This window comes from Streptomyces marokkonensis, from assembly GCF_008312835.1.
GTDB classification, from domain to species: Bacteria; Actinomycetota; Actinomycetes; order Streptomycetales; family Streptomycetaceae; genus Streptomyces; species Streptomyces marokkonensis_A.
This window is the reverse complement of record NZ_VSKS01000033.1, coordinates 40,203-53,819: the sequence shown is the minus strand read 5'-3', so window position 1 is coordinate 53,819 and position 13,617 is coordinate 40,203. Positions and strand designations below refer to the sequence as shown.

General features: G+C 74.9%; 9 protein-coding genes and 1 pseudogene. 2 read left to right on the top strand and 8 right to left on the bottom strand.

Annotation, left to right across the window (positions count from 1 at the left end; genetic code table 11):
- Nucleotides 1-235 (bottom strand): annotated as a pseudogene (locus F1615_RS34415) (ABC transporter permease); the annotation flags it as partial.
- Between the two features lie 144 nt (nt 236-379).
- Here F1615_RS34415 and F1615_RS34410 point away from each other — a divergent pair.
- Nucleotides 380-1,006, top strand: coding sequence for a TetR/AcrR family transcriptional regulator (locus tag F1615_RS34410; RefSeq protein WP_149552969.1), 627 nt, complete (start codon nt 380-382; stop codon nt 1,004-1,006).
- Here the strand turns inward: F1615_RS34410 and F1615_RS34405 are convergent.
- Nucleotides 985-2,670, bottom strand: a complete 1,686-nt coding sequence (locus F1615_RS34405; protein WP_149552968.1) for a glycosyltransferase family 2 protein — start codon at nt 2,668-2,670, stop codon at nt 985-987. The genes F1615_RS34410 and F1615_RS34405 overlap by 22 nt on opposite strands.
- 88 nt (nt 2,671-2,758) lie before the next feature.
- Nucleotides 2,759-3,256: a MarR family winged helix-turn-helix transcriptional regulator gene (locus tag F1615_RS34400; protein ID WP_149552967.1), complete on the bottom strand. Its 498-nt coding sequence runs from the start codon at nt 3,254-3,256 to the stop codon at nt 2,759-2,761.
- 127 nt (nt 3,257-3,383) lie between these two features.
- Here F1615_RS34400 and F1615_RS34395 point away from each other — a divergent pair, with 127 nt between their 5' ends.
- Nucleotides 3,384-3,797, top strand: a complete 414-nt coding sequence (locus F1615_RS34395; protein WP_149552966.1) for an organic hydroperoxide resistance protein — start codon at nt 3,384-3,386, stop codon at nt 3,795-3,797.
- A 9-nt stretch (nt 3,798-3,806) separates the two neighbouring features.
- Here F1615_RS34395 and F1615_RS34390 read toward each other — a convergent pair whose 3' ends face one another.
- The 5 genes from F1615_RS34390 to F1615_RS34370 form a co-directional block, all read right to left on the bottom strand.
- Nucleotides 3,807-5,366 (bottom strand): hypothetical protein, encoded by a 1,560-nt coding sequence (locus F1615_RS34390; protein ID WP_149552965.1) that lies wholly within the window; start codon nt 5,364-5,366, stop codon nt 3,807-3,809.
- 98 nt (nt 5,367-5,464) lie between these two features.
- Nucleotides 5,465-6,730, bottom strand: a complete 1,266-nt coding sequence (locus F1615_RS34385) for a hypothetical protein (RefSeq protein WP_149552964.1) — start codon at nt 6,728-6,730, stop codon at nt 5,465-5,467.
- Nucleotides 6,727-8,943 carry a bifunctional glycosyltransferase/CDP-glycerol:glycerophosphate glycerophosphotransferase gene (locus F1615_RS34380; protein ID WP_149552963.1) on the bottom strand — a complete coding sequence of 739 codons (2,217 nt, stop codon included), beginning with the start codon at nt 8,941-8,943 and terminating at the stop codon, nt 6,727-6,729. The genes F1615_RS34385 and F1615_RS34380 overlap by 4 nt, the downstream gene beginning before the upstream one ends.
- A gap of 1 nt (nt 8,944) precedes the next feature.
- A complete protein-coding gene (locus F1615_RS34375; protein WP_149552962.1) occupies nt 8,945-11,146 on the bottom strand; it encodes a bifunctional glycosyltransferase/CDP-glycerol:glycerophosphate glycerophosphotransferase in 2,202 nt (733 codons plus the stop codon).
- Nucleotides 11,147-11,296: 150 nt separating this feature from the next.
- Entirely contained in the window at nt 11,297-13,558 is a 2,262-nt protein-coding gene (locus F1615_RS34370; RefSeq protein ID WP_149552961.1) for a bifunctional glycosyltransferase/CDP-glycerol:glycerophosphate glycerophosphotransferase, read from the bottom strand.
- Nucleotides 13,559-13,617 lie beyond the last annotated feature (59 nt).

The following is a 13,617-nucleotide window of genomic DNA, read 5'->3' as shown; positions in this document are numbered from 1 at the left end:
GCGGGGTCGCCACCTGCCAGAGCTGGCCGAGCTTGGCCTGGCTGTACTGGGCGGTGAGCTTCGCCTGGGAGAAGGCGAGGATGAAGTGCCGCCGGCCCCAGAGCTGACGGACGTACTCGGCGAGGGACGGCCGGGCGCCGCTGACCGTGAGGCCGTGCCGGGCGGCGAGGGCCGCGAGGTCGTCCTCGGCCGGGCCGGCCGGTGCGGGGGGCGGTGTGTGGAGGACCTGACTCACATCCGCTGCTTTCGCTAGGGGGAGGGGAGGGCAACGGGGTAATCGACGTCGGGACGGAACCGTATCGTCGTGACGGAGCGTAGGTCGAATGGACGTCGGAACGCAACCGTTTCGTCGCTACGGTGGCGGCCTATGCTGGTCCGCATGACGACGAACGCCGAGGAGCCCCAGCCGCGTCCGCGCCGCCGGGCCCCCGCCGGGGCCGCCGTACTGCGGGAGGACGTGACGGAGGCCATCCGGGCGGCCGTCTTCGAGGAACTCGCCGCCGTCGGCTACGCGCGGATGTCGATCGAGGGGATCGCGCGCCGCGCGGGCGTCGGCAAGACCGCGGTGTACCGCCGCTGGCGCTCCAAACTGCACCTGGTCCTCGACCTGGTGTCCGCGATCGCCGTGCAGGGCCTGCCCGCGCCGGACACCGGCTCCCTGGAGGGCGACCTGCGCCTGCTCTACGAGGTCACGTCCCGCGCCCTGCGTCACCCCGTCGCCTCCCAGATCCTCCCCGACCTCCAGGCCGAGGCGGCCCGCAACCCCGACATCGCCGAGGCCCTGCGGAAGGCCCTGCGCGAAGGCCAGGACGGAGTGGCCAAGGGCATCGTCACGGCGGCCGAGGCGCGCGGCGAGGTGCGCCCCGGCACCGACCACGACCTGGCCCTGGACCTGATCTCGGGCCCTCTCTACTGGCGCTCGGTGGTCATCCGCAACCCGAAGCTCCCGAAGGGCTACCTGGCCACTCTGGCGAGGGCGACGGCTCAGGCCCTGAAGGCGCTCTGACGCGGGGGCGGTGTCACGGTGCCCGGCTCACCGGGGCGCCGGCCGGCCCGGGGCCGGTGGGGCAGGCGCCGCAGCCGGGCGCGCAGGAGCGGGGTGATGCCGCGTGCGCCGGTCGCCACGCGCAGGGCCAGGGAGCCCGAGTGGGTGGCGTACGGGTGGACGAGGAGCACGGCGTGCCGGAGGCTCGGCAGCGCGTGACGGCGCAGCAGGCCCGGTCCGGTGAGGGCGTGGGCCGTGACGCGGCGGGTCGAGCCGTCCCGGAAGCGCAGGCGCAGCCGCAGGTCCCAGGTGCCCGTGGCGAGAGAGGCCAGCCGGTCCAGGCGTACGGGGGTCTGCGCGGTCCAGGTGCCCCCGGCGGACGGCCGCAGCGGCAGCGTGCGGCGCACGGCAGGGCCCTTGCGGTCCCGGTGGCGCCACTCCACCTCCACCTCCGACGGGCCCGCCTGTGCCGCACGGCCGTACAGGTCGTGCAGGCGCAGCCGCAGGCGGCGCGCGCGGGGGCGCAGTTCCGCGTCCACGGCGAGGGGGAGCAGGGACGCGGGGCGGGTCAGCAGGGGCTCAAGGGCGACCCCGGGCAGGTCGGCCGACCAGCACGGCGTGCCGTCCAGCGCGCGGGCGTACGGCGGGAGGAGCCGGGCGGGCCGGGACGCCAGCTCCCGCAGGCGGGGCAGGTCGCGCGGCTCGGGGGAGGCCAGTACCACCCGTGCGATCAGCCGGCCCGGGGCGACCGGGTCGCGGGCCCAGTCGGCGGCGTCGTAGTCCGCGAGGACGGTCCGGGTGTGCGCCCACCACGCCCGCCGGTGGTCCTCGTCGCGCAGCGGCAGTTCGCGCGCGTACATGCGCAGGTCGTGGTCGAGGAACTTGGCCCGTGCCCCGCGGGCCAGCCGCTTCTGCCCGGCGTCCAGCAGGATCTCGTGGGCGGTGCGGCACGCGTGCGTGCGCGCGCGCCAGTTGCCGATGCCCGCGCGGTCCAGCGAGATCGACAGCCGGCGCGCGGACCGGCGGACGTGCCAGACGTACACCCGGTCCGGGACCAGGGCGACGCGCGGGGCGGCGGCCCACACCCGCGCGGTGAAGACGATGTCCTCGTAGGGGAAGCGGCCGTCGGGGAAGCGGATGCCGTGCTCGCGCAGGAAGGCCGTGGCATAGAGCTTGTTGACGCAGAGGGTGTCGTGGACCAGGCGCGGGCGGTGCGCCGGGTGGGGGAGGACGGCGGGTGAGGCGTACAGGCCGGGCTCCCACGGCACCTCGCGGCCCGACGGCAGCTCGCGGCGTACGCACAGGCCGCCGGTGACCTCCGCGTCCGCCCCGGTCGCGGCCGTGAGCAGCGTGTCCACCGCGCCGGGCGGCAGTACGTCGTCGCTGTCCAGGAACATCACGTACGGCGCGGTCACCGCGTCGAGCCCGGTGTTGCGCGGGGTGCCGCAGCCGCCGCTGTTGACGGGGAGGCGGATCACCCGCACCCGGGGGTCGTCGGCAGCGAGCCGGTCCAGCAGGGCGGCGCTGCCGTCCGCCGAGCAGTCGTCGACCGCGACGACCTCGCGCACGGCGGGGCCCTGCCCCAGCGCCGAGCGCACGGCGTCGCCCACATGGGCGACGTCGTCGTGACCGATGACGACGACGGCGACGGAGGCGGCGGTGGCCTCGGCGTGAGGGGGGCGCATGACATCCTCGGGCTCTTCTATGGGGTATTCATACCCTTTGCCCGGCCGGGAGTGTCCCGTCACACGCCGTGCGTCCGTGCCACCACCGTCACGCGCCCTCGGCCGTCGCCCTGTCCAGTGCCGCGGTCAGGTCGCGCAGGCGGGTACTGAGCGCGCGGACCTCGTCGACCTCGAAGCCCGTCGCGGCGAGGATCCGGCGCGGCACCTCCACCGCCCGCTGCCGCAGCGCGACGCCCTCCTCGGTGGGCCGGATCTCCACCGACCGCTCGTCGCGCGCGCTGCGCTCCCGGCGTACGAGGCCGGCCGTCTCCAGCCGCTTGAGCAGGGGGGACAGCGTGCCGGAGTCCAGCCGCAGGTGCTCGCCGAGCTTCTTCACGGGCAGGGCGCCGTGCTCCCACAGCACCAGCATGACCAGGTACTGGGGGTAGGTGAGGCCGAGATCCTTGAGCACCACCCGGTAGACGCCGTTGAAGGCGCGGGAGGCGGCGTTCAGGCTGAAGCAGATCTGCTGGTCGAGGCGGAGCCAGTCGTCCGCGGTGCCCGGCAGCGGGGGCGACGCGGGTGGTGGGCTCGGAGTGGTCGTCATGCCTCCAGGGTAGCCCCGTGCGGGCCACTTGGTTGTGCGCAATTGAGTTGTGTGCTCTACTTGTGGTCGTACGGCGGCCGGAACCGACAGAAGGCCCGGCCCGGTATCCGAGAGGGAAGGTCACCCCATGGACGCGCTCTACACCGCTGTCGCCACCGCCACCCACGGCCGCGAGGGCCGCGCCGTCACCTCCGACGGCAAGCTGGACCTCAGTCTGAGCGCCCCCGTGGAGCTGGGCGGCAACGGCCAGGGCACCAACCCCGAGCAGCTCTTCGCCGCCGGGTACGCGGCCTGCTTCGGCAGCGCCCTCGGCGTGGTCGGCCGGGCGGCGAAGGTCGACGTCAGCGACGCCGCGGTGACCGCCGAGGTCGTCCTCGGCAAGCAGGGCGAGGGCTTCGCGCTCGCGGTGACGCTGCGCGTCGAGCTGCCCGAGGGCATCGAGGAGGAGACCGGCCGCAAGCTGGTCGAGCAGGCCCACCAGGTCTGCCCCTACTCCAACGCCACCCGCGGCAACATCGCGGTCGACCTCGTCATCGAGTAGTCCCGCCGGTCACCCCCCGATCCGCGCCAGCACCTCCCCCGTCCGCCGGCTCCACGCCACCACCACCGCCTCCTCGGGCACCCGCTGCCAGGGCGTCAGCAGCAGCCAGCGCGCGTGGTACCGGCGGACGATCGTGGCCCGCTCCGCGCGGGTCGCGCCGGGATCCAGGTACGCGCGCACGTCGGCCACCCGCCGCAGCCGCTCCCGTTCGTCCAGCGCGGCGTCCGGCCAGGCCGGAGCGGCGAGGTTCGGCCCGTACCCGGCGAGGGCGTGGACGGCGTGGTAGCCGTCGGTGATCACCACCTCGCCCGGACCGATGTGCCGCGCGGCCCAGTGGTACGCCGGCCAGTCCGGCGGCCGTTCAAAACCGACCGGGTCCACCGCGGGCGGCACCACCGCCCCGGCGTGCACGCTGAGGAACCCGGCGCAGGCCCCCGCGGCGGCGGCCCCGCCCAGCAGGCGCCGCCACACCGGCCACGGCCGGGGCGCCGCCAGCTCCACCGCGAGCGCGAACTGCAACGGCACCAGCGTGAGCCCGAGGACCCTGCCGTAGGTGTAGTGGCCGCTGGCCCAGCCGTACGCCACCATCAGGCAGTCCAGTGCGAACATCAGCACCAGCGGATCGCGCCACGAGGTGTGCCGCGCCCGCAGCCACAGCGCCGGCAGCCCGAGCAGCGCCAGCCCGAACTGGCCGGCCAGGTCCCGGTACAGCCGCCGGTGCATGGCGTCCACACTGCCGTCGCCCGCCAGGGCGAACACGTCGAACCAGGGCCAGCACGCGGCCACCGCCGGCGCCACCGCCCCCGTCAGCGCCCACCGTCCGGCGACCGCCGCCGACCATCGCCGTTGCCACCCGGCGACCAGCGCCACCGCGCCCAGCGCCGCCGCGACCGCCGTGATCGGATGCACGAGCAGGATCAGCCCGTACAGCGCGCCCAGCGCCGCGTACCCGGACAGCGGGCGCAGCCCGCCCGGCCCCACGTACCGCACGGCCCCCGCGTCCCGGGCCCGCGCCCCCGTCAGCGCCCAGGCCCAGAAGGCGAGCCCGATCGCGAACGCCGACGGGTAGGACAGGTTGCCCGTCATCGACATCAGGTTCAGATAGCCGCTCCACCAGGCCCGCTCCACCCCCCACAGCAGCGTCATCGCGGCGAGCGCGAGCACCGGCGCCCAGGGGCGCGGGGTGAGGACCCGGACGAAACGGCCGATCCCGGTGAGCAGCACCAGCAGGTTCAGCGGCCCGGTGAGCCGGAGCACCTCCCAGCCGCCCAGCCCGGTCAGCCGGGCGAACGCGCCCTGCGCCAGGGCCAGCGGCGAGTAGTAGGGGCTGCCCGCGCCCGGCAGGTCCGCCATCGGATGCCGGGGCCGCAGCAGATCGTCCTTGAGCCGTTCGACGACCGCCGCGTGCTGCCCGGCGTCGCAGCACAGCGGCACCCTCCAGTACGCCAGCGACATCACGAGCCAGAACAGGAAGCCGAAGAGCTGGTACGGGGTGGGGCGCCAGGCCCCGCCGCCGCGCAGCGCCGTGGCACCGCCCACGGTCCGCCCTACGAGGACTCCGGCGCTCATCGGGTGACGAGAAATGGGGGCATATCAGGCATTTGCCGTATGTTCCCGGCTTGGTCAGCCCCTTGACCTCGTGTCACCTCATCGAGTGACCCCGGTGGTCAGCGGGCCAGTTCCACCTGAGCCCCCTGCGCGGGCACCGCCGCCCGCCGCACCAGCGGCTCCAGCAGCAGCGGCAGGCCCAGTACGGGCAGCAGCCAGGCCAGGGTGATCAGCCGGTCGCCCCAGATGTTGATGTCCGGATGCCCGGCCTGGTTGAGGATCCCCGTGCAGGCCGCCGCGACCAGGAACGCACCGAACGCCGGCCGGCGCCGCGCGCCCAGCACACCGGCCGCCAGGGCCGCCACGAACAGCGGCTCCCACAGCTGCCGCCGCAGCCACTCCATCCAGAAGTTGCCCTGGAGCTGCAAGAACTCCGCCCACGGACGCTCCCGGTCGGGGCGGGCGAAGTGATCGGTCAGCAGGTCCTGCACGCTCTCCGACACCGACGGATGGTGCAGCAGCCGGCCCAGCAGCACGGTGCCCAGGGCCCCCGCGCACCCGGCCCCGGCGAGTGCCACCACCCCGCGCCCCGGGGGCAGTCCCCGCCACCGGCGCCGTACGGCGACCGCCGCGCCCGCGCCGGCCAGGCACAGCCCGAGGAACAGCGCCTGCGAGTGCTTCACGGTGAACAGCGCGACCAGCGCGGCGCACACGAGCGCCGTGCCCGCCCGCGTCCCGCGCCCCTGAAGCACCAGCGCGCAGCCCCACAGCGCGGCCAGGGTGAGGGTCAGCAGCAGCCCCTCCGTCATCGGGCGCATCGCGGTCGTCCCGCACGGCAGCAGGAGGAACAGCGTCTGCCCGGTGAGCGCGAGCGGCACCGGCACCGACAGGGTGCGCAGCACCAGGAAGGCCAGCACCCCGCCCGCGCAGGTGATCACGACGCCCGCCGCCCACAGCCCCCACGTCGCGCCGAGCACACTGACGAACGGCACCAGGAACACCGGGTAGCCGGGACGCACCTCGAAGATCCGCATGAACCGTTCCGGCATGAACGGCACGGTGTGCCCGCCGGTCTGTCCGGCCGCCAGCCTCGCCTCCACCTGCCGCCACTCCTGCTCCCGGCACTCCTCGAGGACCCGGGGGGCGGGGTCGGGGGCGTGGAAGCGCACCACGTCCACGTTCTGCGCGCGGTGCGCCATCGACGCCCGGCCCGCGCAGTAGTGGTCGATGGTGACGGCCGCCGCCTCCCGCTTGCCGGCGCCGCTCAGGCTCAGGGCGTACGACAGGTAGTTCTTGCTGTCGGGGGTGTCCCGGCCGGAGACGTTCGCGAGTTGCAGCACCGCGAAGACCGCGGCCAGGAGCAGGACCCAGGTGCGCGGCCTCACGACGAGGTCAGCAGATCACGGTTGCCGGCCTGGGCGGGCACCCGGGCGGCGCCCGGCGTCCGGTCCGGCATCGGCTCGCCCAGCATCAGCGTCCGCACCACCCGCTCGGCGGCGTGGCCGTCGTCGAACTCGCCGTACCGGTCCCGGAAGGCGGACCGCAGCCGCGCCGCCTCCTCGTCCTGCCAGGTCCCGGAGTCGAACAGCCACGCCAGCTCCCGGTAGGAGCGCGCCACGTGACCCGGCGCCTCGGCCGTGATGTCGACGTAGGCGCCCCGGCTCGCCCGGTAGGCGTCCCAGTCGTCGGCGTGGATCACGATGGGCCGGTCCAGAAGGGCGTAGTCGAACATCAGGGCCGAGTAGTCGGTGACCAGGACGTCGGAGGCGAGCAGCACGTCCTGCACCTCCGGCTCGTCCGTGGCGTCGACGAGCACGCCCCGCCGGTGCAGCTCCGACAGACCCAGCCCGCGCGCCGGCCCGTCGGCGAGCGAGGGGTGCAGCCGGACCACCAGGGTGCGGCCCTCGCCCAGGTCGGCGGCGAACCGGGCCAGGTCGATCCGCTCCACCAGCCCGTCCCTGCGGTAGTCCCGGCGGGTCGGCGCGTACAGCACCACCGTGTCGCCGTCCGGGACGCCGAGCCGCGCGCGGACCTCGCGGCCGCTGTCCGGGCCCGCGCCGACCAGGACGTCGTTGCGGGGGCTGCCGCTGCGCAGGGACGTGAAGTGGCAGGGGAACGCCCGCTCCCACACCAGCTCGGAGTGCCGGTTGGCGACCAGGCTGTAGTCCCAGCGGTCGGCCCGGCGCAGCATCTGCGGCACGTCGAAGCCGTGCCGGGCGCCGGGCTTGCCCAGCAGATCGGCGCCCATGAACTTCAGCGGAGTGCCCTGATGGGTGTGGACGTGGACGCTGCCCGGGCGCTTGACCAGCGAACCCGACCAGTTGACGTTGTTGACGAAGTACGTGGCCCGCTCGGTCACCCGGCGGTAGCCGGGCGAGTCCGCCAGCACGTACGCGGTGTCCGGCGGCAGCCCGGCCGCCTGTTCCTCGTCGGCCAGCACCCACACGCCCCTGATGTGCGGGGCGAGTTCCCGCGCCGCGCGGTGGATCGCCGCCGGGTCGCCGAGCACGCCCCGGTGCGAGAACGCCGAGTAGACGGCGAGCTCCGGATCCAGCGGGCGGCGCAGCGCGGACCGGACCCGGGCGGCCCGGGCCGCCGTCCCCGTGCGCGCCTGCCGGGCCCGCCGCCCCAGCTCCCCGCCCGCCCGCCCGGCGTGCCGCCGCAGCACGTAGCCGGCGTAGCTCCCCTCCAGCACCCGCAGCTCGGCGGGGACCCGGACGCCCTCCGGCCGGTGCGCCCGGAACATCTCGGCCGTACGGCGGAAGAACTCGGCCCTGTCGGACGGCGGCAGACGGTCCGGCTTGGAGAGGATGTCCAGGCAGTGCTCGCCCATCTTGGCGTGCAGGAAGGGCCGCCAGTGCGCGAGCGCCGGGCGGGCGTCGACGAACCGGAACACCCGCGCGTACTGCTCGTGGATGTCGAAGTGCTTGCGGCTGGTGGTGGACAGGATGCTGCCCCGGCGGCGCTGCCGGTAGTACAGGCAGATCCGGTCCAGGGTGGCGATGCGCTCCGCGCTGAGCAGCACCGGGAACGTCCAGGGCGTGTCCTCGTAGTAGCCGGGCGGGAAGGTGAAGCCCTCCCGTTCGACGAAGTCGCGGCGGTAGGCCTTGTTCCACACGACCATCAGCAGGTCGAGGATCCCGGGCCGCTCGGCGGCCGTGAAGGTGCCCCCGGCGGACTCCGCCAGCAGGTGCGCCAGCACGTTGCGGCGGGTGCCGCCCCACCAGTAGGTGCGGGCGTAGTCGAAGACCAGGACGTCCGGGTCGCCGGTCTCGTCGAGGCGGTCGGCCAGGGCGCGCAGCGCGCCCGGGGTGAGGGTGTCGTCGCTGTCGAGGAACAGCAGGTAGTCGCCCGTCGCGTGTGGCATCCCGGCGTTGCGGGCCCGGCCGAGGCCCATGTTCTCCGGCAGGTGCAGCACCCGGAGCCGCTCGTCGCGGTCCGCGTACGCGTCGAGGATCGCGCCGCACCCGTCGGGCGAGCGGTCGTCGACGGCGATCACCTCGAGGTCGCGGTAGGACTGCCCGAGCACCGAGTCGAGGCAGGCGTGCAGGTACGCCTGCACCTTGTGGACGGGGACGATGACGCTGAAGCGGGGCACGTCAGCTCCTCACCGGGGTGGCGGCCGCGGGGGCGGGGACGCGCTCCGCGAGCGGGATCACGGGCGGCAGGGCCTCGGGCGGCTCCCCGAGCAGCACCCGGCGGACGACCCGCTCGGCGGCCCGCCCGTCGTCGAAGGGGCAGAACCGCTCCCGGAACCGGGCCCGCAGCGCGGCCGACTCCGCGCCCGCGTACGAGCCGTCGCGGAACACGCGGGCCAGCTCGTCGGGGGTGCGGACGACGGGTCCCGGGGGGCCGGCCATCAGGTCGAAGCAGACGCCCCTCGTCTCCCGGTAGACGTCCCAGTCGTCGGCGTACACGACGATCGGGCGGTCCAGATTGGCGTAGTCGAACATGATCGACGAGTAGTCGGTGATCAGCGCGTCGGCGGCCAGGCACACGTCCTCCGAGGAACGGTGCGCCGTGACGTCGATGACCCGGCCGCCGCTCCCGCGTCCGCCCCGGTCGTAGAAGTAGTGGGCGCGCAGCAGGACCACGACGTCCTCGCCGGCCGCCTCGCAGAACGCCTCCAGGTCGAGGCCGGGCTCGAAGCCGGTGTGGTGGTCGCGGTGGGTGGGCGCGTACAGCACGGCCCGCGCGCCCTGAGGGACGCCCAGCTCCGCGCGGATCCGGGCCACGTCGCCGGCGCCGGCCGTCAGGTAGACGTCGTTGCGCGGATAGCCGTACTCCAGGTGCTCGTAGGAGCCGGGGAAGGCGCGCTCCCACACGCGGGTGGAGTGGGGGTTGGAGGACAGGTTGTAGTCCCAGCGGTCCACCCGGCCGAGGAGCTTGGTGAAGCTGCCGGTGGCGGCAGCCACCACCGGGTACGTCGACTGGTCGACGCCCATGGTCTTCAGCGGGGTGCCGTGCTGCGTCTGGAGATGGATGCTGCCGGGGCGTTTGACGACGCCCTCCGCGAAGTTGGCGTTGTTCACCAGGTACTTCGCGCGGGCGAGCACCTCCCAGGAGCGGTGGCTGCCGATCACCGCGTACTCCACGCCGTCCGGCACGGTGTGCGCCTGGTCGGCCTCCACCAGGAACACCGAGCGGATGTGCGGGGCGAGTTCACGGGCCTTGGCGTGGATCGCGGCCGGGTTGCAGGCGTAGCCGCGGCCCCAGTACGCGCAGTACACGGCGAGGCCGGCGTCCAGCGGGCGGCGCAGGTGCGTCCGGTACCGCAGCCGGGTGCGCAGGCCCCGGGGCCGGGGCACCGCCGCCACCGCCCGGGCCGCCGCGCGACGGGTGCCGCGCAGGGCGGCGAACGCCGCGTAGGAGCCGGCCGCCAGCAGCCGGTGCTGCACACCCAGGCTGCCGCCCGGGGGCCGGAATCCGGCGGGGCGGTGACGGCGGTACAGCGCGCTCGCGCGGCGGAAGAAGGCACGGCGGCCCGAGGTGAGGCGCCGGGGGTGGGCGGCCGTCTTCAGCACGGCCGCGAAGAGCTGCTCGAACAACGGTCCCGACCGGTCGGCGGGCACCTCCAGGTCGGCGGCCCGGGCGAGCACCAGCTCGGTCTGGTCGAGCAGGTCGGCGTGGTGCTCACCCGGCAGGTTCAGCCGGTTGCCCTGCCGGCGCACCAGATGCCGTACGACCACCGTGCGGAGCACCGCGACGCGCTCGGCGCCCAGCATCGCGAGCCCGCCCCAGCCGACGTCCGTGAAGTGGCCCCGGGGAAAGGCCAGGCACTGCTCGGCGGCGAAGGCACGGCGCCAGGCCGCGCTCCACGCCGGGAGGCGTACGCCGGTGAGCTGCGGGGCACGGTCGGGGGCGAAGGCGCCGTCCGGGGCGCCGGCCAGCAGCGGGGCGGCCGGGTTGCCGGGCTCGCCCTCCCACCAGGGGACGCGCTCGTGCTCGAAGTGCAGCACGTCCACCGGACCGGTCTCCGCCAGACGTGCGTCCAGGGCGGCCAGCGCGCCCGGGACGAGGACGTCGTCGCCGTCGAGGAACAGCAGGTACGTCCCGGTCGCCGCCCGCATCCCCGCGTTGCGCGCCCCCGCCAGGCCCTCCGACGGCGGTGCGTGCACGGGCGCCACCCGGGAGTCCCGCTCGGCGTGCCGGGCGGCCACGTCGGCCGCCGGGGACCCGGGCGCGTCACAGACCGGGATCAGCTCGAAGTCACCGAAGGACTGGGCGAGGACCGAGTCCAGCGCCTGGCCCAGCCGGCCTGCGACCCCGTGGGACGGGACGATGATGCTGAAGCGGGGCATTCTGCTCTTTCCGTAGGGATGTCGTGGCGCCGCCCGCATGGTGTGCGCGGCGCCGACCGGGCCGCCCCGCCGGCCGCCGGGTGGGCGGCCGGGTCGGGGTGGGCCGCGACGTGCCGGGGGGCATGGGAACTCCCGAGGGGAAAACGACGGTCAGCCGCCGTCGGTGACGGTCAGCAGGCCGGCCGGCTGCCGCGGCGGCAGCGACGCGAGCGGCGGCTGATCGAGCGGGACGGCGGCGGACGGCACCGGGCGGCGCTCGTCCACGGGGACGACCGGGGGGAGGTCGGTCTGACCGAGCACGACCCGGCGCACGACCCGCTCGGCGGCCCGGCCGTCGTCGTGCGGGCAGAAACGGTCGCGGAACACCGCCCGCAGCCGGGCCGAGCGGGCTCCGCACCAGTGGCCGGACGCGAAGATGCCGATCAGTTCGTCCTCACTGCCCGCGACCGCGCCCGGCGGGAAGGACCGCGGGTCGAAGTAGAGGCCGCGGGCCGCCTCGTACGCCTCCCAGTCGTCGGCGTGCAGGACGACCGGACGGTCCAGGCCCGCGTAGTCGAACATCAGCGGGGAGAAGTCCGTGACCAGGGCGTCCGAGGCCAGACACAGGGACGTGGCGTCCGGATGCCCGGTGACGTCCAGGACCCGGTCGGACGCGGCCTCGAGCGGCCCGTCGAGCGGGTGGTGGGCGCGGGCCAGGACGACGAACCGCGGGCCGAGCCGCCGCACCACGCGCTCCAGGTCGAGCGGCCTGCGCTGGGTGCGGCGGTAGTCGCGGCGGGCCGGCGCGTACAGGATCGCCACCGAGCCCTCGGGGATGCCCAGCGACGCCCGCAGCCGGGCCACGTCCGCGCCGGTCGCCGTGTGGAACCGGTCGGTGCGCGGCCTGCCGTACTCCAGGGTGGTGTAGCGGCCGGGGAACACCCGCTCCCAGGTCAGGGTGGAGTGGCGGTCGGCGGAGACGACGTAGTCCCACCGGTCGACCTCCTCGAGCAGCCGGGCGAAGTCGGTGCCCCGGGCCGCCGCCGGACGCTCCTGGAGGTCCAGGCCCACGTGCCCGAGGGGGGTGCCGCGCCGGGTGCGGACGAGGACCTGTCCCTTGCGCTTGACCAGGCCGGGCTCGGTGTCCGTGTCGGTCACCAGGTACGCGGAGCGGGCGAGCGCGGTCCAGTGGGCGGCCGTGCCGGGGGCCAGGCGGCGTGTGCCCGGGGCGAGGGTGTGGTGGTGCTCCGGACGGGCCACCCAGGCGGTGCGCAGGTGCGGGGCGAGGTCGCGCACCGCGGACTCCAGGGCGCCCGGGTCCCCGCCGCGGCCCGCGTGGGCGGTGAAGAGGACCTGGTCGGTGCGCAGGGGGAGCAGCCGCTGGAGGAGGTAGTGCCCGCGCAGGGCGGCGCGGCGCAGGGCGCGCGGCAGCCGCCCGGTGAGCCGGGCCGTCCCGCGGCACAGGGCCGCCGTCAGCCGGAGGGCCCGGTAGGTGCGGTGCAGGCCGAAGCGGACCAGCGTGTGGTGGATCCGGGCGCGCGCGGGGACGGGCGCGCCGGGTGTCCGGTGGCGCCGGTAGTGGGCCCGCGCCCGGCGCAGGAACGCGGCACGCGCACCGCGCGGCAGCCGGTCCCGCCGCGTGTAGACCGTCACCAGGTGGTCGACCATGCGCCGGAACAGCACCGGCCGCCAGCGCTCGAGCCCGGGCCGCTCGTCGACGAACGCGAAGACCCGGTCGTACTGGTCGAAGACGTCGAAGTGCCGCTCACTGGTGGTGCGCAGGATGCAGCCGGACCGCCGCTGCCGGTAGTGCACGCACACCCGGTCCAGCGTGGAGATCGACTCCGCCGTCATCAGGACCGGATACGTCCACGGTGTGTCCTCGTAGTAGCCGGGCGGGAAGGCCAGGCCCGCGCGCTGGACGAAATCCCGCCGGTACGCCTTGTTCCAGGCCACCATCAGCAGGTTCAGCAGCCCCGGCCGGTCGGCGAGCCGGAACGGTGCCGGACCGCGTTCGGTCAGCTCGGCGGCGACCCGGTTGCGCACGGCCTCGCCCGACCAGTAGGTGCGCGCGTAGTCGTAGACCAGCACGTCAGGTTCTCCGGTCTCCTTCAGCCGGTCGGCGAGGGCGAGGAGCGCGTCGGGCGTGAGGGTGTCGTCGCCGTCCAGGAAGACCAGGTAGTCTCCGGTCGCCCGCTCCATCCCCGCGTTGCGGGCCCGCCCGAGACCGACGTTCTCCGGAAGGTGCACCACCCGCACGCGCGGGTCGCGGGCCGCGAACTCGTCGATCACCGCCCCGCAGGCGTCCGGCGAGCAGTCGTCGACGGCGATCAGTTCGAGATCCGGGTACGACTGGGTCAGCACCGATTCCAGGCACTCGTGCAGATACGCCTGGACCTGGTACGCGGGGACAATGACACTGAACCTGGGCAAGGGGCATCCAACGGTCGGTGCGGGCGTTCTGCCCGGCAACGGCCGCTGGGCCGACTTGG

Coding starts and splice junctions, on each gene's coding strand:
- F1615_RS34395 (WP_149552966.1), top strand. CDS start 3,384: ATGGACGCGCTCTACACCGCTGTCGCCACCGCCACCCACGGCCGCGAG.
- F1615_RS34400 (WP_149552967.1), bottom strand. CDS start 3,256: ATGACGACCACTCCGAGCCCACCACCCGCGTCGCCCCCGCTGCCGGGC.
- F1615_RS34390 (WP_149552965.1), bottom strand. CDS start 5,366: ATGAGCGCCGGAGTCCTCGTAGGGCGGACCGTGGGCGGTGCCACGGCG.
- F1615_RS34405 (WP_149552968.1), bottom strand. CDS start 2,670: ATGCGCCCCCCTCACGCCGAGGCCACCGCCGCCTCCGTCGCCGTCGTC.
- F1615_RS34410 (WP_149552969.1), top strand. CDS start 380: ATGACGACGAACGCCGAGGAGCCCCAGCCGCGTCCGCGCCGCCGGGCC.
- F1615_RS34375 (WP_149552962.1), bottom strand. CDS start 11,146: ATGCCCCGCTTCAGCATCATCGTCCCGTCCCACGGGGTCGCAGGCCGG.